At 66.7% G+C, this 20530-nt stretch carries 20 protein-coding genes; 13 read left to right on the forward strand and 7 right to left on the reverse strand.

Annotated features, from left to right (window positions below; genetic code table 11):
- The first annotated feature begins 24 nt into the window (after positions 1–24).
- Genes ACIBK2_RS37835 through ACIBK2_RS37855 form a run of 5 tightly spaced genes read left to right on the forward strand, consistent with a single transcriptional unit; the run spans position 25 to position 6197 of the window.
- Positions 25–1098 carry an alpha/beta hydrolase gene (locus ACIBK2_RS37835; protein WP_396974702.1) on the forward strand — a complete coding sequence of 358 codons (1074 nt, stop codon included), beginning with the start codon at positions 25–27 and terminating at the stop codon, positions 1096–1098.
- 24 nt (positions 1099–1122) lie between these two features.
- A complete protein-coding gene (locus ACIBK2_RS37840) occupies positions 1123–2058 on the forward strand; it encodes an SDR family NAD(P)-dependent oxidoreductase (RefSeq protein ID WP_396974704.1) in 936 nt (311 codons plus the stop codon).
- A 55-nt stretch (positions 2059–2113) separates the two neighbouring features.
- Positions 2114–3691 carry a flavin-containing monooxygenase gene (locus ACIBK2_RS37845; protein WP_396974706.1) on the forward strand — a complete coding sequence of 526 codons (1578 nt, stop codon included), beginning with the start codon at positions 2114–2116 and terminating at the stop codon, positions 3689–3691.
- Positions 3692–3702: 11 nt separating this feature from the next.
- A complete protein-coding gene (locus tag ACIBK2_RS37850) occupies positions 3703–4569 on the forward strand; it encodes a FadR/GntR family transcriptional regulator (RefSeq protein ID WP_396974708.1) in 867 nt (288 codons plus the stop codon).
- A gap of 32 nt (positions 4570–4601) precedes the next feature.
- Positions 4602–6197, forward strand: coding sequence for a carboxylesterase/lipase family protein (locus ACIBK2_RS37855; protein ID WP_396974710.1), 1596 nt, complete (start codon positions 4602–4604; stop codon positions 6195–6197).
- 20 nt (positions 6198–6217) lie between these two features.
- Here the strand turns inward: ACIBK2_RS37855 and ACIBK2_RS37860 are convergent, their stop codons facing one another.
- From ACIBK2_RS37860 to ACIBK2_RS37870, 3 genes are all read right to left on the reverse strand, one after another.
- Positions 6218–6691, reverse strand: coding sequence for a hypothetical protein (locus ACIBK2_RS37860; protein ID WP_396974712.1), 474 nt, complete (start codon positions 6689–6691; stop codon positions 6218–6220).
- Positions 6692–6757: 66 nt separating this feature from the next.
- Positions 6758–8332, reverse strand: coding sequence for an AMP-binding protein (locus ACIBK2_RS37865; protein ID WP_396974714.1), 1575 nt, complete (start codon positions 8330–8332; stop codon positions 6758–6760).
- 17 nt (positions 8333–8349) lie between these two features.
- Complete coding sequence (locus ACIBK2_RS37870) at positions 8350–9273, reverse strand: NAD(P)H-dependent flavin oxidoreductase (RefSeq protein ID WP_396974716.1); 924 nt, start codon at positions 9271–9273, stop codon at positions 8350–8352.
- A gap of 126 nt (positions 9274–9399) precedes the next feature.
- On the opposite strand from ACIBK2_RS37870, the gene ACIBK2_RS37875 reads away from it, so the two are divergent.
- Both ACIBK2_RS37875 and ACIBK2_RS37880 read left to right on the forward strand, forming a co-directional pair.
- A complete protein-coding gene (locus tag ACIBK2_RS37875) occupies positions 9400–10011 on the forward strand; it encodes a TetR family transcriptional regulator (RefSeq protein WP_396974718.1) in 612 nt (203 codons plus the stop codon).
- A 13-nt stretch (positions 10012–10024) separates the two neighbouring features.
- Complete coding sequence (locus ACIBK2_RS37880; protein ID WP_396974720.1) at positions 10025–10846, forward strand: alpha/beta fold hydrolase; 822 nt, start codon at positions 10025–10027, stop codon at positions 10844–10846.
- Positions 10847–10873: 27 nt separating this feature from the next.
- On the opposite strand, the gene ACIBK2_RS37885 is transcribed toward ACIBK2_RS37880, so the two are convergent.
- A complete protein-coding gene (locus ACIBK2_RS37885) occupies positions 10874–11503 on the reverse strand; it encodes a TetR/AcrR family transcriptional regulator (RefSeq protein WP_396974722.1) in 630 nt (209 codons plus the stop codon).
- A gap of 153 nt (positions 11504–11656) precedes the next feature.
- On the opposite strand from ACIBK2_RS37885, the gene ACIBK2_RS37890 reads away from it, so the two are divergent.
- The 3 genes from ACIBK2_RS37890 (at position 11657) to ACIBK2_RS37900 (ending at position 14905) form a co-directional block, all read left to right on the forward strand.
- Positions 11657–13123: a cytochrome P450 gene (locus ACIBK2_RS37890; protein WP_396974724.1), complete on the forward strand. Its 1467-nt coding sequence runs from the start codon at positions 11657–11659 to the stop codon at positions 13121–13123.
- Positions 13120–13893 carry an SDR family NAD(P)-dependent oxidoreductase gene (locus ACIBK2_RS37895; protein ID WP_396974726.1) on the forward strand — a complete coding sequence of 258 codons (774 nt, stop codon included), beginning with the start codon at positions 13120–13122 and terminating at the stop codon, positions 13891–13893. The genes ACIBK2_RS37890 and ACIBK2_RS37895 overlap by 4 nt, the downstream gene beginning before the upstream one ends.
- Before the next feature lie 202 nt (positions 13894–14095).
- Positions 14096–14905: an RNA polymerase sigma factor SigF gene (locus ACIBK2_RS37900; protein ID WP_396974728.1), complete on the forward strand. Its 810-nt coding sequence runs from the start codon at positions 14096–14098 to the stop codon at positions 14903–14905.
- A gap of 4 nt (positions 14906–14909) precedes the next feature.
- On the opposite strand, the gene ACIBK2_RS37905 is transcribed toward ACIBK2_RS37900, so the two are convergent.
- On the reverse strand, positions 14910–15368 hold the full coding sequence (locus tag ACIBK2_RS37905; RefSeq protein WP_379284950.1) for a lytic transglycosylase domain-containing protein: 459 nt from the start codon (positions 15366–15368) through the stop codon (positions 14910–14912).
- A gap of 456 nt (positions 15369–15824) precedes the next feature.
- Between ACIBK2_RS37905 and ACIBK2_RS37910 the strand changes: the two genes are divergently transcribed.
- Positions 15825–16793, forward strand: a complete 969-nt coding sequence (locus ACIBK2_RS37910; RefSeq protein ID WP_396974730.1) for a G1 family glutamic endopeptidase — start codon at positions 15825–15827, stop codon at positions 16791–16793.
- A 4-nt stretch (positions 16794–16797) separates the two neighbouring features.
- Here the strand turns inward: ACIBK2_RS37910 and ACIBK2_RS37915 are convergent, their stop codons facing one another.
- Positions 16798–18033, reverse strand: coding sequence for an exo-alpha-sialidase (locus ACIBK2_RS37915; RefSeq protein WP_396974732.1), 1236 nt, complete (start codon positions 18031–18033; stop codon positions 16798–16800).
- A gap of 42 nt (positions 18034–18075) precedes the next feature.
- Positions 18076–18456: a hypothetical protein gene (locus ACIBK2_RS37920; RefSeq protein WP_396974734.1), complete on the reverse strand. Its 381-nt coding sequence runs from the start codon at positions 18454–18456 to the stop codon at positions 18076–18078.
- 293 nt (positions 18457–18749) lie between these two features.
- Here ACIBK2_RS37920 and ACIBK2_RS37925 point away from each other — a divergent pair, with 293 nt between their 5' ends.
- Positions 18750–18929, forward strand: a complete 180-nt coding sequence (locus ACIBK2_RS37925) for an RNA polymerase sigma factor region1.1 domain-containing protein (RefSeq protein WP_150403419.1) — start codon at positions 18750–18752, stop codon at positions 18927–18929.
- A gap of 328 nt (positions 18930–19257) precedes the next feature.
- Positions 19258–20529 (forward strand): hypothetical protein, encoded by a 1272-nt coding sequence (locus ACIBK2_RS37930; protein WP_396974736.1) that lies wholly within the window; start codon positions 19258–19260, stop codon positions 20527–20529.
- Position 20530: the final 1 nt, after the last annotated feature.

Genomic DNA, 20530 nt, shown 5'->3' on the forward strand with positions numbered 1-20530 from the left:
GCTGCCGGGACAAAGGAGACGCACATGCCGACCGCGCCACGGGCCCTGGCCCGGCCTCCCGCCTCGTCTGTGACGATCGAACTGCCGCGCCGCGCGAGCCTCGTGCTGCGCATCGCACACCCGCTGTCCTATGCGACGCTGCGGCTGGGGATGAATGCGATCGTGGCCCTAGTCGGCCGCGGGATTCCCTTCCGCGACGCGCGCAATTTCCACCTCAGCGGCCTGCTCGATCCGCTGGCCGCGCTGCTGCTGCCGCCGCGCGGAACAGTCCGGCGGTCAATGCTTTTCGACCGCTTCCCGGCGGAGTGGGTGTGGCAGCGCGACATGCCGGACCCGACGCAGGTCAAAGACAGCGCCATCCTCTACTTCCACGGCGGCGGGTTCGTGGCGTGTGGCCTGAACTCGCATCGTCGGCTGGTGGCGCGGATCGGCAGGGCGAGTGGCATGCCGGTGTTCAACGTCGGCTATCGGCAACTGCCGAAGGCGCGCCTGGCGGAGACCATCGCGGACTGCGTCGAATCCTACGAATGGCTGCTGTCGCAAGGCTTTCCGCCCGAACGCATCGTCTTCGCCGGTGATTCGGTCGGTGGCGGACTGACTTTCGGGCTCGCACTGGCCGCGCGCGAGCGTGGCCTGCCCATGCCGGGCGCGATCGTGGCGATCGCGCCGTGGGCCGACTACGACTCGACCCGCCGCGTCGCGCACCCCAACGATCGTCGCGATCCGATGATCAGCGCTGCCGCGCTAGCCCTTCCGGTCCGGCTCGGCATGCTGGTGGACGGTGTGCTCGACCCGAAGTGGTCACCGGTCAATCATCAATTCACCGGGCTCCCACCGGTATTGATCCAGGTGGGCTCCACCGAGGTGCTGCTCGCCGACGCCGAGGCACTCGCAGAGCGCTGCGCCGAGGCCGGCGTGACCTGCACGATGCAGGTCTGGGACAAGGGCATTCACGTCTTCCAGGTCGCCGCCGACCTGCTGCCGGACGCCAGGCAGGCGATCGGCGAGATCGGCGCGTTCAACCAGCGCACCCTCAACGGTTCGGTGCAGCGTCCGTCGGCCAAGCGCCGGTTCACCCGCCGCACCCGCGTCGCATAACACCCCGTCGAATCGAGGACGAACATGAAACCCTTCTATCCGAGCATCGCGGTGGTTACCGGCGCGGGCAGCGGTATCGGCCGCGGCACCGCCAAGGCGCTGGCCGCCGTCGGCGCGGAAGTCGTTGTCGCCGATATCGATCTGGACTCCGCGCAGGACGCCGTCGCGGAGATCCGCCGGCTCGGCGGTCTCGCCGTGGCGTACCGGCTCGACGTCGCCGACACCGCCGCACTCGAGGATTTCGGCAAGGAGATCCGCAGCACCTACGGGGTGCCCGACGTGGTGGTCAACAACGCGGGCATCCTCGTCGGCGGGCCGTTCCTGGACGTCCCGATGGCGGATCTGCGGCGCATCATCGACATCAACCTGATGGCAATGATCCACGGTTGCCGCATCTTCGGCGCGCAGATGGTCGAACGCGGCCGCGGCGGGCACCTGGTGAACGTGGCCTCCATGGCGGCCTTCGCCGCCGCCCCGTACACCGCGCCGTACAGCATCAGCAAGTACGCGGTGAAGCACTTCAGTGAATGCCTGCGCGCCGAGTTGGTGACACATCAGATCGGTGTCACCGCAGTCTGTCCCGGTCTGATCGCCACCAATCTTTCGGCGACGGCCCGCATGTCGTCGGTGCTGGACGAGGAACGCTCCTCGATCACCCGCAAGACGATGCTCAAAGGTCAAGCGTTGCTCGGCATGCACCCGGACAAGGCGGGCCGCATCATCGTGCGGGCCATCCGGCGCAATGTCGCCGTCGAGCCCATCCGCCTGGAGGCCAGGATCTCCTACCCGCTCGCCCGCTGGTTCCCCGGACCGGTCCGTGCGTTGATGACCGCGGCGGCCAAACCCGACATCCACGCCGCCGTCGAGGACAACGGCCTGCTCGACCGGCTCGACCGCCTCGCCGATCGGGTGCCGTTCCGGGCCGACCACGGTGTCGACAACCCGGCGGACCGTGGATGATGAATATCCCGGGCGCGATCGCTTCCAGCAACCCGTCACGAGAAAGACAACGACCGTGAGCTTTTCGACTCCTCTGTCCAATGAGACAAACGCGCCCGATCATCAGGTCGCGGTAATCGGCGCCGGGCCGGGCGGACTCGCGGCCGGTGTGAAACTGAAGCAGGCCGGGGTCGGCGACTTCGTCATCATCGAGCGGGCCGACGAGGTCGGCGGCAGCTGGCAGGAAAACACCTATCCCGGTCTCGGCGTGGACATTCCGGCCATTGCGTATCAGTACTCGTTTGCCCGTAACTCCAGGTGGAGCCGAGTATTCCCGTACGGTGCCGAGGTCAAGCAGTACCACATGGACGTGGCCCGCAAGTTCGGGCTGTATCCACATTTGCGTTTCAACACGAACGTTTTGCGCGAAGAGTGGGATGACGCCAACAACTACTGGAAGCTGCATACCGACGACGGAAAGACCATTACCGCGCGGTTTTTGATCAGTGCGGTCGGCGCCTTCGTCCGGCCCAAGGAAGATCCGGGCATCGCGGGCTGGAAGTCGTTCAAGGGCAAGATCCAGCGCCCGTCCAACTGGGACCACGACTACGACCATGCCGGTAAGAAGGTCGGCATCATCGGCACGGGCGCCAGTGCCGTGCAGATCATTCCGTCCATCGCGCCCGAGGTCGCCGAACTCGGTGTCTTCCAACGCACTCCGGTGTGGTCGCTGCCCAAGCCCGATTTCGCCATACGTAACGTCGGCCAGCGCATTCTGGGCGTGCCAGGGCTACAGGCCGCCGTGCACGGCGGTGTTCTTGTCGTAGCCGACCTCGTGCTGCGGGCCGCCGTCGCGGCGCCGATGCGGGTGGTGCGCCCGACCGTCACCGCCTTCGACCGGTGGACCATCGCCGCCTACCGCCGATACCTGAAGATGATCATCGACGACCCGGCCACCCGGGCGCAGCTCGCGCCGAACTTCGGTGTCGTCGCCAAGCGCCCGACCATGTCCAACGGTTACCTCGAGGCGTTCAACCGCGACAACGTCACGCTGACCACCGACCCGATCGAGAAGATCACCCCGCGCGGCATCAAGACCCGCGACGGCGTCGAGCACAAGTTCGACATGATCGTGCTCGCAACGGGTTACGAGGTGTTCTCCGATCCGGAGACCTACCGGCCGGGAACCATCGTGGGGCGCAACGGATTCGATCTCGGCAAGTTCTACACCGAGCACGGCATGCAGGCGTACCAGAGTGTTTCGGTGCCGAGCCTGCCGAACCGGTGGACGCTGGTCGGGCCGTACTCGTGGACGGGCAGCGGCTGGCACGCCTTCGTGGAGATGACCGCCGATCACGCCGTGCGCGCCATCAAGGAAGGTATTCGCCGCGGCGCGACCACGGTGGAGGTGCGCCAGGACGCGCACGACGCCTACCACCGCAAGACCCTGCAGCGCGCCGAGGCGGTGCGGTTCTACTTCAACGAACTCAACGGGCACGTGCCGACCTACTACCGAAACTCGCAGGGGGACAGCACCTATCTGCGTCCGTCCGGCTTCTTCGAGGCCAGTCGCGGCAATCGCAAGTTCCCGCTCGACGACTACCGCTTCGAGAAGTCGCAGGTGGTCGCCGACCAACTCGCGTCGGGAGCATAGGAGTTCCGCCGGTGACCACGACGAGCTGGGCGGGCCCCGCGCCGCCGCCCGCCCGCTCGTCCGCGGCCGCCGAGGTGGCGCGGCCTCGACCGGAAGCCTGGAAGAATCCCGGCGTGGCAACACCAACGGTCGTCGACGACATCACCGAGCAGCTGGCCTATCGCATCGCGGCAGGCGGCTACCAGCCCGGTGAACTGCTGCCGTCGGTGCGCCAGGTGGCCGCCGAGTTCAGCGTCAGCACGCCGACCGCCAACAGCGCCCTCGGCAGGCTCGCCGCACTCGGCTTCGTCGAGGCGCGCCGCGGTCTCGGCTATCTCGTGCGCGACATCCAGCTCTACGGCGGCATCGACACCTGGCGTTTCCTGTTCCGGTTCGCCCATCGGGTGCCCGACCGGGCCGCCACGATCTTCGCCGACGTCATCGACGTCGACCACATGCTGGTCATGCACGCCATCCGCGCGGTCGCCGCCGAGCCGCGCCGCTACGACATGTCGCGGGCGGTGCACGCGCTCGACCGGCTCGAATTGCTGGTCGGCGACGATAAATCCGAGCTGACCGACATCATGGCGGCCGAGCTGCACATGCTGCGCTGCATGTTCGCCGCGCTCGGTAAGCCGGGATTCCTCAGCCTGTTCAACACCGTCGGCGAGATGCTGATCTCCATTCCCGAAGCGGGACAGGCCTTTTACGATCCGGTGGAGCCCGCGGGCCACGTCGTGCTCTGCCGCAAACTTCTGGAGGTCTGGGAGTCGAAGGTCGACCTCGACCTGTCCGCGATCGGCATGATCGAGACACTGGTTCGCGAATACCATGATCAGGTCGTGCAGACTTTCAGTGAGCTCATCGGTGCGAAGCCGGCTACCGATCTCGCCGATTGAGCGCTGACCGCCCGCGACAGAGAGGCTCCGCGATGAACGCTGACAAGCTCCGGTTGCGGGTACGTAGGCGTGGCGTGCGGGTCGCGGTGGGTGTCGCCGCCATGGCGGCGGTGTTCAGCGGCGTCACCGCGTGCGGCGACGAGAAGGATCGACCCGCGACCGACTCGGTGGTGGTCGGGACGCAGTCCGGTCCGGTGCGCGGGAAGCTCGCGGGGGACACCCGATCGTTTTCGGGGATTCCCTATGCGGCGCCGCCGACCGGGGAGTTGCGGTGGAAACCGCCGGTGGCACCGGCCCACTGGACCCAGGAGCGGGATGCGACCACACCGGGGTCGCGGTGTAATCAGCCCCAACTGACCGGCGAGCTCGGTGGCAGCGAGGACTGCCTGTTCCTGAATGTGTCGACGCCGGCCGGTGCGGCCGCGCAGCGCCGGCCGGTGCTGGTGTGGATCCACGGCGGCGCCTTTGTGTCCGGTAGCGGTGCCGAGTACGACCCGTCGCGGCTGGTGCGCACCGGTGACATGGTGGTGGTCACGATCAACTACCGGCTCGGTGCGCTGGGTTTTCTCGGACATTCGGCGGTGGCGCACGAGGACGGGCAGGTCGGCAATTTCGGGCTGCTGGATCAGCAGGCGGCGTTGCAATGGGTGCATGACAATATCGCCGCGTTCGGCGGCGATCCGGCCAAGGTGACCATTGCCGGTGAGTCGGCGGGCGCGATGTCGGTCTGCGATCACCTGGTGTCGCCCCGGTCGGAGCGGCTGTTCCAGGGCGCGATTCTGGAAAGCGGGCCCTGCGAATTGCAGGTCGACCGGCAGACCGCGGTCGACAAGAGCGAGCAGTACGCGACGACGCTCGGCTGCCCCGGCACCGATGCCGCGACCGCGCAGTGCCTGCGCGCGATCCCCGCGGACAAGCTTGCCGCGACGACGTTGCAGTACACCGGATCGGACGGGTCCGGGCTGCCCAGCCCGGCCTTCGGCCAACCCTTGCTGCCCGAAGACCCGGTGACCGCTTTCCGGGAAGGTAAAGCCGCAAAGGTGCCGGTGTTGATCGGCGCGAATCACGACGAGTACACGAGCTTCGTGGCCGGCCGGACGATTACCGCCGAGGAGTACCCCCAGCTACTGCAGACGTTCGGTGCACATGCCGACACCGTGGCCGCGCGGTATCCGCTGGACGCCTATCCGCAACCGGTGCTGGCCTGGTCGGCGGTCATGACAGACCACATCTTCGTCTGCCCCATCGCCGACGCGACCAAATCCCTCGTCCGCACCGGCCCCGTCTATGCCTACGAATTCGCCGACCAGAACGCGGCACCGCTACCCGGCTTGCCGTCGCCGCCACCGTTCCCGCTCGGTGCGTCGCACGCTTTCGAACTGCCCTACCTGTTCGACCTGGCGCAGGCCACCCCTCCGGCGACACCGGCCCAGAAGATCCTGTCCGACAAGATGATCCGCTACTGGTCCGCCTTCATCCGCACCGGCGACCCGAACTCCCGCGGCCTGCCCGACTGGCCACGCCACACCGGCGACCAGGACCTGGTCCTCAACCCGGAGAAGATCACCACCACCGACGCCGCCCGAAACCACCACTGCGAACTCTGGTCCGGCATCCCCACCCCCTGACGGGCAGCTGTCGCCGCTCGTCAGCCGGGGAGCGGGATGGTGGTGGTGCAGGTGTTGTCGCGGAGGAGTTTTGGGGTGGTGTCGAGGGGGATGTCGTACCAGAGGTCCATTTCCAGGCGGTTGCCCGCGCCGATATTGATTTCGTTCGGTTGGCGTTTGATTTCCATCGCGTCGACGCTGGTTTGGTGGGGGTGGTCGGCGGCGTCGTCGAGTTGGTAGTCGGTGGGGCGGGTGGTGTGGAAGGTGTTGTCGGTGTTGGTGATTGCCACTCTGATGCGGATGTACTGGCCCTTGGGTAGCCATTCGGCGTGGGTGCCGAAGATGTAGCCGATGCCGGGTTCGACGTTCAGGGCGGTGACGGTCAGCTTGCTGCAGTCCAGCGGTGTGCGGACGTACGGGGCGGCCGTGGTGGTCGTCGGGGGTGGTGCTGTCGTGGCCGGTTCGGCGCCGCAGGCGGCGAGGGATAGCAGCAAGAGGGGGAGAAGCCGGCGCACGGGATCAAGAGTAGGAGTGGAATGTCCCTGCTGTACGGCATATCAGGGACATCCAATTCGGCAGTGTCAGTTGACTTGTCGGGCCTGGCCCGCCCAGTACGGTGCGCGCAGTGCCTTCTTGTCGACCTTGCCGGACGGGTTGAGCGGGAGGGCTTCGGCGAAGTCGAGGGTTTTCGGGGCCCAGACGCTGCCCTTGTGCTCCTTGACCAGCGCGATCAGTTCGTCGGCGGTGACCGAGTGGCCCGGCTTCGGCACTACGACGGCGTGCACGGCCTCGCCCCATTTGTCATGCGGTATCCCGATGACAGCGGAATGCGCGACGGCGGCGTGGGTGGCCAGTACGTCTTCGATCTGGCGTGGGAAGACGTTGAAGCCGCCGGTCACCACGAGGTCTTTCTTGCGGTCGATGAGGAACACGTAGCCTTCGGCGTCGACGTAGCCGACGTCGCCGGAGTGGACCCAATGGTCGCGCAGCGCCTCGGTGTCCTTGCTGGCATCGAGGTAGCCGGACATCCGGCCGGGCTGGCGGGCGCAGATTTCACCGACCGCGCCGACGGGCAGGTGCTTGTCGTCGTCGTCCTGGATGGAGATGTCGACGTGGAACAGCGGTCGGCCCGCGGAGCTGAGCCGCGCCAGCGCTTCCGGGGTGTCGAGCCGGTGGTCCTCTTTGCGTAAGCAGGTGAGGAAGCCTGGTTCGGTGCCTGCGTACGTCTGGATGAAGACCGCGCCGAGTGCCTCGATCGCGGCACGCAGTTTGTCCGGTGCCATCGGTGAACCGGCGTAGACGACGGTCTGCAGCGAAGACAGGTCTGCCGCAGCGAGTTTCGGGTGATTGAGCAGCAGGTAGATCACCGTGGGCACGACCGCGGTCGCGGTGACCCGGTGGCGCACAACGGCATCGAGCAGAGTGTCGACGTCCAAGCCGGGCAGGATCACGTTGGTGCCGCCGCGCATGAAGGTCGGCAGCACGAAGACCTGGGTGAAGTGGGTCAGCGGCGCGCCGTGCGCGAACACCTCGCCCGGCCGGGCGTCGCCGATTTCCAGGCCCGCGGTGATCAGATAGTGGCTCATCTGGCCGTGGGTGAACAGCACGCCCTTCGGGGTGCCGGTCGAGCCCGACGTGAACATCACGTGCGCCGTGTCGTCTTCGGAGACCGCGACCTCCGGATCGGAATCCGCTGCGGTGTCGAATGTTTCGTAGTAGTCCGCCGCAGCGGGATTCGGCTGGTCGCCCAGCCGGATCAGCCTGCGCAGTGTGGGCACCCGATCCTTGATCTCGGCGACGGTGCCGTCGAACGCTTCGTGGTAGATCAGCGTGGTCGCCGCGGACTCGGTCAGGAAGTAGCAGTGATCCTCGGTCGAAGCACGCGCCGCCATCTGGACCGGTACGGCGCCGGACTTCCAGATCCCGTGCTGCGTCGGGATGTACTCCAGCGTGTTCGGCATCAACAGCCCGACCCGCTCACCCTTGGCGACGCCGAGCCGAATCAGCCCGTTGCCGATGCGGTTCGACAGCGACCGTAGCTGCGCGTAGGTCAGCCACCGGTCGCCCGCGATCACGGCGACGCGGTCGGCGTAGTAGGTGCACGCGCGATCGAGCACCCGGGTGACCGGACCCCACATCGAGTTCTGGTCTGTCATCGCTGGTATTCCCTTCATCAGCACGAGATTTCGAGCAGTTGGTTGCGGGCGGCGCGGTATTGCAGGCGCACCCGGTCGATCACTTCGGCGGCGGAGCACACGTAGTGCACGCCCGAGACGCTGTGCCCGGCGCTCCATACCGTGCGGCCGTTCATCAGCCGGTCCGCCTGGAAGTCGCCCGCCGAAACCGTCGGCGCGCGTTGCGCTTCCAGCCATTCGGCGAGCAGGTTGGCGGGGAGTCCGCCGACCTGTTCGGTCTGGCGGACGTCGTCGAGGGACGCCGCCACCACGGCGGCTTGATAGTCCTCGGGGGCAAGGCTTTCGGTGGTCGCGATGAAGCCGGTGCCCATGTAGGCCAGGTCGACGCCGAGCGCTTCGGCGGCGAGTAGGGAGGGTCCGTCGCTGATCCCGCCTGCCAGCACCAGCGGGCCGGTGAAGTGTTCGCGGATCGCGCGCACGAAGGCGAACGGATTCGCCGATCCGGTCTGCCCGCCCGCGCCCGCCGTGAGCAGTACCAGCCCGTCGGCACCCGCTTCTAGGGCGCGCTCGGCATGGCGGAGGCTCGCGACATCGGCGAACACCAGACAGTCCGCCGCGTGTAGTCGTTCGACGACCGGCTCGGGCGAACCGACGCTGGTGATGACGAGCTCGACGCCGTGTGCGATGAGCCGATCGACGTCGCCCGCGAGCCGGTGGTTGGTGCGGTGTACCACCAGGTTGGGCGCGAGGGGCGCGGCATCGGGGTGCTCGGACAGGTCGGTGCCGAGCTGGGTCAACCACTCGTCGAGCACCTCGACGGTCGCCGCATTGTGTGTCGGAAACGACCCGATCACGCCATTGCGGCAGGCCACCGCGGCCAGCTCGGGCCCGGACACGCCGGTCATCGGGGCAGCGATCAGCGGTAGCGACAGCCGATCGGCCAAATCCGCGGGTAACGGCACTGTTCCTCCACGATTTGCATCTTCAAGACTCCATAGTGCGCAAAGTGCACTCTGATAGCATCAGAGTGCAACTATCCAGGTTGGCTGGTTGGGTGTCAACCAGGCCGGGAAGGGAGGATGTCACCCGTGAACAGCGCCGAGACCACCTCCCTGCGCGCGGCCAGTCGCGCGCTCGCCCGGCAGCGCGTGCTGGACGCCGCGCTGGAACTGGCGGGCAGTACCGGCTGGAACGCGGTCCGGATGATCGACATCGCGAACCGGGCGGGCGTGAGCAGGCGGACCGTCTTCAACGAGTTCGGCTCGAAAGCCGGTGTGCTCGAGGCGATGTCGTGGCACAACACCGAGCGGTACCTGTCCGGTACCACGGCGCTGCTGGAGCAGCACAACGACGACCCGGTCGCGGCGATCACCGCCGTCGCCGACTTCGTGCTGCGCACCATCGCCGAGGACCCGCTGGCCACGGTCATTCTCACCGCGGCCCCGGATACCCCGGACGAGATGTTGTTGATGGTGACCACCCAGTCCGGCCCGTTCGTCGAGGCGGCGACCCTGCTCGGCCTCGCCCACGCCGATCAGCACTGGTCGCATCTGCTCAGGGCCGACATCGATCTGCGGTTCTTCGTCAACAGCCTGGTCCGGTTGCTGTTCAGTCACATGATCCAACCCGTCGAGCCGCCGGAACTGACGGCCCGATCCCTCGGACAACTCGCGCGGCTCGCGCTCGCTGATCCGACGTAGAAAGGACTCGTCAATGAGGACGAAAATCGACCGCGCCGCGCATCCGTTCTATCGGGTGGGTACCGGCGAGCCGCTGGTGCTGCTGCACGGCGGCACCAGCTCGTGGCACTGCTGGGAATCGGTCATTCCGTTGCTCAGCGGGCAGCACGACGTCTTCGCGCCGAACCTGCCCGGCCACGGCGGCAGGCCCGACCTCGCGGGCCCCTACACGATCAGCGCTGTCACCGACGCGGTCGAAAAGTCCATGGACGATGCGGGATTCGAGACCGCGCATATCGCGGGGAACTCGCTGGGTGGCTGGCTGGCGATGGAGCTGGCGCGCCGCGGCCGGGCCCGCAGTGTGGTCGCGCTGTCGCCGGCCGGCGCCTGGCGGACCGACGAGACGCGAGTTCCGGCGCTGTTCCAGTCGATGCGCAAGCAGATGCGTCTCTCCTATCCGCTCGTGCCACTGGTCATGCGGTCGCCCGGGCTGCGCCGCGCGGCGATGCGCACCATCTGCGAGCACGGCGACCGGGTCAGCGCGCAGCAGGCCATCCTCGCGAGCCGGAACGCGTTGCGCTGCACGGCGATCAGGGACTATCTGCCGCAGGTCATCGCCACCGAGTACGAGCCGTACGGCACGCTCGACACCCCGGTGCTCATCGCCTGGAGCGGCCGGGATCGGATGATCCCCGCCGACCGCTATGCCGAGGGCTGGCGTCGGTGGGCGCCGTCGGCGACCTGGCGAACCCTGCCCGATGTGGGGCACGTACCTATGTACGACGACCCGGCGCTGGTCGCGAACACCATCCTCGAATGGACGACACACACCAGCCAGGTGCGCCGCGCGCTCTGAGCGGATTCGACTCCGGTGCAGCTGCTTTCAGGTGTCGGCGAGATATCGCGCGCCGAAAGTAGTTGCTATCCGGACGGTTTGGTCGATGATCTCCTGACCGTCGCAGTCGATGGTGCCCGCCTGCCACGCGCTGATCAGTTCGACGAAGCCGCCGACGCCGACGATGGCGTCCATCCGCAGCCCCATCTGGTCGGCGTCGGGCTTCAGGAACGGTTGTGCCGCAGCGACAACCAGTCCCGCGGTCAGCTGTAGCGCCGTGCTCCGGCACTGCTCGAGCGCGGTGCTGCCGCCGTGGTGCATCAGCAGGATGCGCGCGTAGTCGGGGTCTTCGGTCATCCGAGTGACCACCACCTCGGCCGCGATCCGCGCGATCTCCTGCGGTGTCCGATCGATGTTCTCGGCGAAGGCGACGGTGAGCCGGGACAGCATGTCGTCGCGTACCTGCTCCCAGGCCGCGACCAGCAAGCCGTCGCGGTCGGCGAACTCCTCGTAGAAGTAGCGGTCGTTGAGCGAGGCGCCCGCGCAGACGGCCCGCATGGTCACCGCGGTCCAGCCCTGTTCGCGCCAGAGGTCGATGGCCGCGCCGACCATGCGCTCGCGCCGCTCGGCGCGGCGTTGCTCGGCGGTGCGCCCGCCCCAAGTTCCTGCTCGTGCCACGTTTCCATCTTGACAAGCGGAGCGGCCGACCACAAACTGGTGGCACGCGCGGACAGTGGTGTCATGCGACACCAATCGAGGTGGGGCCTCGGTTCGCTCGACTCGGAGACGCGGATCATCGCGGATCCGCCGTCTGCTCGAACAGGAGACTCGATGGCTACCATCACGGACGACCACGACGCCGCGCCTGCCGATCCGCGACCGAAACCCACCGGGCACACCAGCACGCTGGTCGCCACCATCGAGGCCTTGACCATCGGCCTGGACTACGAGGGCGGGATGATCGGCCGGACGAAGGGGCACGACATCCTCCGATTCCGTGCCGGGACAAGACGTTTCGTCGCGTTCATCAATCCCGACTACGTGGATCACGTGCTGCACGCCGGTCGGCTGAAATATCACAAGTCGTTCGAGTACGAGCTACTGCGCGCGCTGCTCGGGGTCAGCCTGTTCACCGACGAGGACGAATCCTGGCAACGCCATCGGGCGATGATCACGCCGATGTTCGCGAAGCGGCACCTGCACGGGCTGATCGATCTGATGATCGAGCCGATCGAGGCCAGCGTCGCCAGGATCGATGCGCGGCACGGGCGGGTCGAGGTCGACATGGTCGGCGAGATGGTCGAACTCACCCTGAACGTCGTCGGCAACGCCCTGTTCGGGCAGCAGTTCGGGCGCATCGCGGTGGGTATGTCGCACCTGGTCACCGATGGGCTGCGGTTCGCCGAGCGGTTGGAACGGCTGTTCATCGTGGCCGCCCCGCCGAAGCAGGTCTGGCGTGCGGCCGCCGCGGTGGCGTTGACGCCGATCCCGCTGCCGCCGCCGTTTCGCCGGATTCAGCGGGTCGCACAGACCCTCGACAAGGAGGTGTGGGACGTCGTCAACGAGCGGCGGGCGCACCCGACCGACAGCCCGGATCTGCTCAACCATCTGCTGAACGCGTCCGACGAAGCGGGCGGGCTGCCGGTGCGCCGGGTCCGCAACGAGGCGCTCACCTTCATGCTGGCCGGACACGAAACCACGGCGAACGCCCTGTCGTGGATGTGGTACCTGCTCGCGCTGAACCCTGGTGCCAGAACGCGATTGCTGGCGGAGGTCGACACCGTGCTGCAGGGCCGCCGCCCGACGGCGGCGGATCTGCCCCGATTGCCTTGGACCGCAGCGTGTTTCCAGGAGTCGATGCGCTACTTCTCACCGGCGTGGGCGATTCCGCGGGTGGCGATCGAAGACGATGTGATCGACGGTCACCACATTCGCAAGGGCACCACCGTGATCATTCCGACGCACCACATCCACCACGACGCGCGATGGTGGCCCAACCCTGAGGAATTCGATCCCGCGCGCTTCCTGCCCGGCGCGGGCCGCGACCGCGCGCGCTCGGCGTATCTGCCGTTCGGCGGCGGCAAACGGATCTGCATCGGTTCGAGTTTCGCGGTGATGGAGTCGGTGTTGATCACGGCGATGCTGAGCCAGAAGTTCGTCTTCGACCTCGTGCCAGGTCATCCCGTCGCGCCGGAGGCGACGCTGACGCTGCGGCCGCGCGACGGACTGCGAATGATCGCTCGGCGCAGGGTAATACGCCCGGTGGTCGCGGAAACCGTTGCCGCGGCGCAGTCATGACGCGCGTCGACCCGCGCGGGGCGGTCGTCGTGATCACCGGTGCGGGCCGGGGGATCGGCGCGGCTACCGCACGCAGATACGCCTCCCTAGGTGCCAGCGTCGTCGCCGTCGACATCGACGAGTCCGCTGCGAAGCAGACCGCGGCAGCTTGCCATGGCTCGGCCTACAGCTGCGATGTCGCCGATGCCGCGGCGGTGGCCGACCTCGCCGACCAGGTCGGTCCGGTCGATATCTTGGTCAACAACGCGGGGGTCGGCGTCGGCGGTCCGTTCCTCGAGACCACCCTGGACGACTGGGCCTGGCTGCGCTCGATCAATCTCGACGGTGTCATCAACTGCTGCCACCTTTTCGGCGCGGGAATGGTGGCGCGCAGGCACGGGCACGTGGTCAATATCGCCTCCGGCGCGGGCTACCTGCCGAACCGGCGGATGGCGACCTACTGTGCCTCGAAAGCCGCGGTGATCATGCTGTCGCGGTGCCTGCGGGCCGATTGGGCGGCGCGCGGCGTCGGGGTGAGCGCGATCTGTCCCGGCGTGATCAATACCGGCATTCACACCCGAAGTCGGTTGCGCGGCAGCGCGATTGCCGAACAGGACTGGATCGCCAAGGCCTTCGGATACAGCCACGATCCCGACGTAGTCGCCAAGTCGGTGGTCGCCGCCGTCGCGCACAATCGCGGGCTGGTGTCCTCGGGGTTCGAGGTGCGACTCGCCTACCAGGTGATGCGGGTGCTACCCGGCCCGATCGTGGATGCGGTCGCGCGCGTGTGAGTTGGCCTCGGCCAGCGACCGCGCGGCGAACCGTGTAGATAGATGGTGTAGACCTACACTGTTGACACAGCGCTTCGGACGGCGTGTACTCAATGAACGGCCGTTTCGAGCGCTGGTTCCGGCCACCACGGCCTCACCCGTTCGGCACCGTTGTTGTCCGGATCTGGCCATCGTCGACTTCAGCTGGATCCGAGGCAGCACCGTGACCGAAACGTCGACACTCACCCGCGCGCGAGCGCCCCGCACCTATCGCAGTTCCGACGACTACACCCAGCTGGAGCCGCTGTTCGCCGAGCTCGCCACGCTGGAACCGAACGACCCGCACCGAATCACCCTGCGGGCCGACCTGATCACCCGATGCCTACCGCTGGCCGAGCACATCGCCCGCAAGTACGCGGGCCGCGGCGAGAACTTCGACGACCTGCTGCAGACCGCCAGGGTGGGCATGGTGGCCGCGGTGGACCGGTACGACCCGAACTACGGCGCGTCCTTCGTCGCCTTCGCGGTGCCGACCATCATGGGTGAGGTGCGCCGCCATTTCCGCGACTACACCTGGGCGGTGCGGGTGCCGCGGCGGCTCAAGGACATTCAACTGAGCATCGGTCCCGCGATCGACGTGCTGTTCCAGCGACTCGGCCGGATGCCGAAAGCGGGCGAGATCGCGACGGAACTCGGGGTCGACGTCGTGGACGTCACGCAGGCGATGATCGCGCACAACGGTTATCAGACCTCGTCGCTCGACGCGCCGACGGACAGTGACGGGCCGGGTGCGTCACTGCTGGACGCGCTCGGTGTCGAGATGCCGGACTACCGGACCATCGAGGACGTCCTGGCGGTGCGGCCATTGATCGCCGCGCTGCCCGAGCGTGAGCGGGAGGTGCTGTTCATGCGGTTCTTCGAAGCCAAACGGCAAACCCAGATCGCCGAGCAACTCGGCATCTCCCAGATGCATGTCTCCCGCATCCTGTCCAGGACTCTGGACGCGTTGCGCGAAAAGGCTTTACGCGATTGACCCGTCAGTACCAGTGATGTATTTGCCAGAATTCCCAGGCGCCGATGGGGCTGCCGTAGCGCTTGTTCATGTAGTCGTAGGTCCAGCGGATCTGCGTCACCGGGTTGAACGGCCAGTCGGCCCCGTGCGTGCCCATCTTTTCCGGCGGCAGCGCCTGACCGAGGCCGTAGGCGCCGCTTTCCGGATTGACGGCGAAGACATTCCAGCCGCTTTCCCGGGTGATGATGTTGTCGAACGCCCAGAAATGGTGCGGCGGCACAAGTGTCATCGCCAACGCCTTGACGGCGGCCCGCGGCATCGAGAGGACCGAGCCGGCCGGCTGGGTTTTCCAGGTGCTCGACGGCGTCGCGCAAATCGGCGGTGCGTCGGGCGCCGCGCAGTCGGTGGCGACCGCGTTTGCCGGAGCGGCACAGAAGAAAAGGGCACAGACGGCTGCTGCGAGGGTAGGAATGAAGTACCGCATCGTCGATTCGGTCCTTTCGTATCCACGGGTGAAACTCGAAGCCGGTAGTGCTAATTCAGCAAATCACTGGTAACGGTCGTTGCCGCGCAGCCGCTCCGGAGTGTCCGCCAAATGAATAGAATTCCCGTATGCGGGTATAGTCGGTGGTTCGGCTCGGGTATGAAATCCACCCGTGTGCAATTGACTTGTGCGACGCGGAATTGGTGGTTGCCGAGCAAACCCTGACTTCTCCGCTTGCCGCGGCGGATCCGGCCGCGGTGGCGCAACCCGTGCGAGTGTGTACGGCGTGTCGCGGCGTGAAATTCGGGTGGGGCGGAGGCGACACGCCGGAGTTGCCGACCTTCAAGGGGTGCAGGTCAGCTAGTTCCGACGTTCGCGGAAACCGTTCACTACCTGCGAAAACACTGCCGCGCGGCGGCGCGCGGCAGTGATGCTTTTCGGCTATTGTCCCTGTTCATGATGACTACCCCGGGTCGGACGCGAATTCGAAACCGTCTCGCCGCGTCGGTGGTGGGGGCGATCGTGGCAGTGCTGGTTTCGCCGTCGTTGGCAACTGCGGATGGCGCGCCGGAGCCGAGCACGGCACCGAATGCGGCACCGCCGAGCGCGAAGACGGAGCAGACGCCACCGCGTATTCGCGGCACGAACTGGGCCGGATATGTGGTCACCGGGAACTTCAAGAGTATTTCCGCGGAATGGGTCGAACCGGAAGTGCAATGCTCCGACACGGGCGTGATTCAGCGCGTGGTGCCGTGGGTCGGTTTGAACGGGACTTTGGTCAATGGCAAGCAGGCCTTGCCGTTGATGCAGACCGGTTCCGAGGCCATTTGCGTGAGCGCTGCGGGCGCGTTGGCGTCGCTGCCCGGGCTGGCGATCGTGAACCTGGCGAGCGCGACGGTGGCCAATAATCCCGCGTGGTTCCGTAATGCGATCAGGGCCGCCGAGAGCGTGAACACACAAATGGGTCAGGCCGCGGCGGGCGCGTGTGCGAGCACCGGCACCGGCTCGGCACCCGGCGCGGCGATGTGTGCGCAGCAGACGTATCGGATGGCGTTGTGGGAGGCGTATCCGGCGAACCCGGTGATCTACCCGGACATCACGTCGGCCCCCGGCGACAAGATGCAGGCCTCGGTCGACTTCGACGGTCAGACCTACACGATGACGGTCGCGAACGTGACACAGAATTGGACGCGGACCACGGTCGCGCATTCCGACGCGCCCGCGCAGACCGCGGAGGTCATCGTCGAGGGTCAGCTCAACAGTGCGCTGCCGGGATTCAGCCCGGTGGTGTTCACCAATGTGAAGGTCGACGGAAAGCCGTTGGCGTCCTTCAAACCAGTGAGCTACTCGATCGGCGCCACGAACGGCGAGCTGCATCCAGGTCCGATCACCAAGGACGGCACCAGCTTCACCATCGCCAAATAGGCCGCTACTTGCCCGCGGCGACGGGTGGCGGGGGTGGGCCGGTCAGCGGGCCCTCGGCGTAATACGCGCGGCAGACTCCGTTGCTGTCCAGATCGGTCGCGGCCTCGATGACCGATTTTCCGTCCGGTGCGGGCAAGAGCGCCGAACTGTAGTTCTTGCACGGCGCGTCGGTGATGCCGTCGATGACGATCGGTGCGGGGATTTCATACCAATTGCCGTCGCCCATGGTGTCGTTGGCCAAGATGGTCCGCCCGGTTTTCGGCGTCACCGTGCCGTCCACGCTCGACACCATCTGACCGGACAGCAGGAGGGTGCCGTTCGGGCCGGGCCCTGGACTCCAGGCCGGGTAGGGCGCGTGCTGGGTATAACCGCCGTCGGTGCCGGTGCGCACCATCGTGCCGAGGAACCGCGGATCGCCGTAATTCCAGCCGTCCGTTGATCTCCGGAAATAGGCCAGGCACTGATGCACCTTGTCGGTGTTGCAGATTTCGTAGCTCAGGAAGTAGCTGCCGTCCGGCAATCGGAGGGCATTGGCCATGCCGGGCCGGACGTATTTGACGTCGCTGACCACGGTGTCCGTTTGATTCACCCAGTGCACGCCGTCGGGGGAGCGGACCTGCACCAATTTCTGGCTGTGGTCGCGGCTGTCGGTCTCGTCGGAGTAGAAGGCGACGAGTTGCCCGTCGGCCGACATCGACAGGCTCGGTTCCCACGCGCTCGGTAGCAGCGGTCCCCAGTCGGTAAAGCTGAACAGGCTGTTCGACGTCGCGATGCTGGACACGAATTCCCACTGCGCGCCATGGTCCCTGCTGGCCCATAGTCGTTGTTCTACGTGGCGCAGCACGACATCGAGCACGTCGGAAAACACCGTGTCGGCCCACAGCAGGGTGCCCGCCGGCATATCGCCCACCGCCGTCGGCAGTTCGAACAGCGCGGAACAGCACAGCTGGCTGCCCTTCCTGGACACGGAATCGCTGATGGTGCCGCGCTGCCGAAAGGTCTTGCCGCCGTCGATACTCGCGATGATCGCGCCGGTTTGTTGCAGCGTATTGACGCTCGCCACAATGGTGCCGTTGGCCGTGCCACTGTGTTCGAGTCGAATCAGCCGCGGATAGAAGCTGCTCTCGGGATACAGCGCCTGGCGAGCCGGTGCGGCAGCCGGTTTCGGCGGCTCAGCGCCCGCCGAGGGCCAGCCTAGGCCGACACCGATAACGATCAGCAGCACACCGACTCGTCGCACTGATACTCCCTCGAGTTCGAACAACGATGGCTCTGGCGAAATTCACGCTGGAAACTCGACGTTCTTGCTGCGGGGCGAGCGGAGATCAGTCCAAATCTTACCAAATCGCGGGCCCGCTCCGGCTGACCCGAACGGGTACTCGCGTGCCGTGTCCAGCGTAAATGTGCTAGTACCGCGTCCTGAATGCTCGGCCCGATATCGACCGAAGGCGCCCTTCAGTGCCTCAGTCCGGCTGGAGGGCGCCTTCGGTCGGGTCGCCAGTTGTTGCTCGAGGTGTTCGGCCTCGGCGCGGCCGATGGCGACGTACTCGATCGCACCGGTGACCGCATCGTCGGTGCCGACAACGATGCCGGAGCCGCGCGCTGCATCGAAGCTGATGTCCACGCGCGCAAGGTGTTCGGCGAATTCGGCGATTCGAGGCACGCGTAATCCGTTGCGACTTCCGAATACCACAGCATCGCCGTGCCTGAATGTCATTGCGGTGCAACGACTTGTCGTCGCACGATTCCCGGCTACAAATTTCTGACGCCCGCTCAGCGGGGCAGGCTGACGCACATAGCGGGCTATCTCACCGGACCAACGGCCGGAGCCGCCGTCGCACAGCCGTGGAAACCGTAGATTCCGCCGATATTTCAGCGATCACCTGCGCGGCGCTGATAGCGTTGGCTTCCCTGGGCCGACAGCAGTACGGCTACCCGAGACCTGGAGATCACCGTATGCCCCATGCTGGAATCAAGGAACTGATCACCCTCGGTCACGAGCAGAAGTACATCACCCACGCCGAGATCAACGAATACGTTCCGGAGGCCGTCGGAGATCGCGATCAGTTCGTCGGCATCATCCAGATGCTGGACGCCAGGGGGATCCCGGTCTATGAGACGGATCCGGTGGATTAGCGCTCGATCCGACAGTCGCGCCGAGATTACTGTGCGCGAATCCGCTGTGACACTGCTCATCCCACCCTGAGCGTTGCGATGGAGACCGACCCACTGCACCCGGTTTCCATCGCGGCGAAACCGCACGAGCTGATTTCCCGACTCGACGTTTCCGCGTCGGTGGTGCTTTCGATCAGTGCGGTTGCCGCAGGATTGCGCATTTCCCATCCTTCCGCACCGAACGCAGTGCCAAGTGCCGCCGATCCGAATGCCCCGCAGGTTCGAATACGGAATGGCGGTGATCTTGGCCGGGCAGGTTTTCGGTGCGACGGAGGGATGAACTGTGGTCATGCGGGCGCGGTCGATCGTGGGAGTTTCCGCGTTGCTTGCGGGGCTGGTGCTGGCCGGTCCGGCGCAGGCCGAGGGTTTGCCCGCCGGGTGCAGGGGAGCGGTGACGCCGGGCAACGACACCATTACCTGTACCGATAATCTGCCGGCCGGGGCGGTGCTCGACGCGGGGGACGGCGATGACACGATCGTGATCGAGGGGGACGTGCTCGAGGGGGCGGTCGTGTTGGGTGGTGCGGGCAAGGACAAGATCTCGGCGCGTAATGTCGGTCGATTCGTTTGTCCGGCAGATGGCCTCGGCGCCAACGACATCAATGGTGGCGTCCTTGACGGTGGTCCGGGCGATGACGAGATCACGGTCGGCGGGCAAGATCGTCCCGCCGCCTGCGACGCGGCGATGCAGAAGGGCGCGGGCGGCAACGTCGGGCGCCACGGTGCCGTCGTGGGTGGCCCGGGCAACGACGTGATCAAGGTCGGCAGCCTCGGGTATGTCTTCCAGCCCGATCCCGCCAAGCCGGAGACCACCGCCGGTGCGCACGGCGGTCGGGTGTCCGGCGACGAGGGCGACGACACCATCACCATCGACACCGTCAGTCTCGGCGAGCGTCCGCCGAGCGCCACCGCGCCGGACGCGCCCGACGCCGTGTTCGGCGGTGCGGGCAAGGATACGATCGCGATCCACCGGACCGTCGGCGCGGCCGACATCTACGGCGACGCCTTCGCACCGATCCCGGACGCGGGCAACGACACCATCACGGTGGACGAGATGACCGGCGGCTGGGTACACGGCGGGCCCGGCGACGACACCCTCACCGGCGGCACGCTCGGCGGCTCGGGCTCCGCGCTGTGGGGCGACGACGGCAACGACACCATCAAAGCCGGCGACATGTACCTCGGCGCCAGCGTTTTCGGTGGCGACGGCAACGACGTGCTGTCGGCGACCTCGCTCAACAAGGACGGAAACTCCCGCGCCGCCACCGTGATCGGCGGCAACGGCGACGACAAGATCGACGTCGGCACCGTCGGCACCACCGACTCCGTCGTGCTCGGCGACGGCAGCGACTTCGCCAGCGGCGCCGACCCCAACAGCGGCACCGGCAAGGACACCATCACCGCAATCGCCAACAACGGCAGCATCTTCGGCGGCAACGACGACGACACCATCACCATCGATGTCAACAACAACCTCGTCGACGGCAGCGCAGGCAAGAACACCTGCACCATCAAAGGCCAGGGCTCGCGAGGTTCCGTCACCGCCTGCGACCAGAACTGAC

The organism is Nocardia sp. NPDC050175, from assembly GCF_044459885.1.
Classification (GTDB): domain Bacteria; phylum Actinomycetota; class Actinomycetes; order Mycobacteriales; family Mycobacteriaceae; genus Nocardia.

Coding starts and splice junctions, on each gene's coding strand:
- ACIBK2_RS37835 (WP_396974702.1), top strand. CDS start 25: ATGCCGACCGCGCCACGGGCCCTGGCCCGGCCTCCCGCCTCGTCTGTG.
- ACIBK2_RS37840 (WP_396974704.1), top strand. CDS start 1,123: ATGAAACCCTTCTATCCGAGCATCGCGGTGGTTACCGGCGCGGGCAGC.
- ACIBK2_RS37855 (WP_396974710.1), top strand. CDS start 4,602: ATGAACGCTGACAAGCTCCGGTTGCGGGTACGTAGGCGTGGCGTGCGG.
- ACIBK2_RS37865 (WP_396974714.1), bottom strand. CDS start 8,332: ATGACAGACCAGAACTCGATGTGGGGTCCGGTCACCCGGGTGCTCGAT.
- ACIBK2_RS37880 (WP_396974720.1), top strand. CDS start 10,025: ATGAGGACGAAAATCGACCGCGCCGCGCATCCGTTCTATCGGGTGGGT.
- ACIBK2_RS37890 (WP_396974724.1), top strand. CDS start 11,657: ATGGCTACCATCACGGACGACCACGACGCCGCGCCTGCCGATCCGCGA.
- ACIBK2_RS37895 (WP_396974726.1), top strand. CDS start 13,120: ATGACGCGCGTCGACCCGCGCGGGGCGGTCGTCGTGATCACCGGTGCG.
- ACIBK2_RS37905 (WP_379284950.1), bottom strand. CDS start 15,368: ATGCGGTACTTCATTCCTACCCTCGCAGCAGCCGTCTGTGCCCTTTTC.
- ACIBK2_RS37910 (WP_396974730.1), top strand. CDS start 15,825: ATGATGACTACCCCGGGTCGGACGCGAATTCGAAACCGTCTCGCCGCG.
- ACIBK2_RS37925 (WP_150403419.1), top strand. CDS start 18,750: ATGCCCCATGCTGGAATCAAGGAACTGATCACCCTCGGTCACGAGCAG.
- ACIBK2_RS37930 (WP_396974736.1), top strand. CDS start 19,258: ATGCGGGCGCGGTCGATCGTGGGAGTTTCCGCGTTGCTTGCGGGGCTG.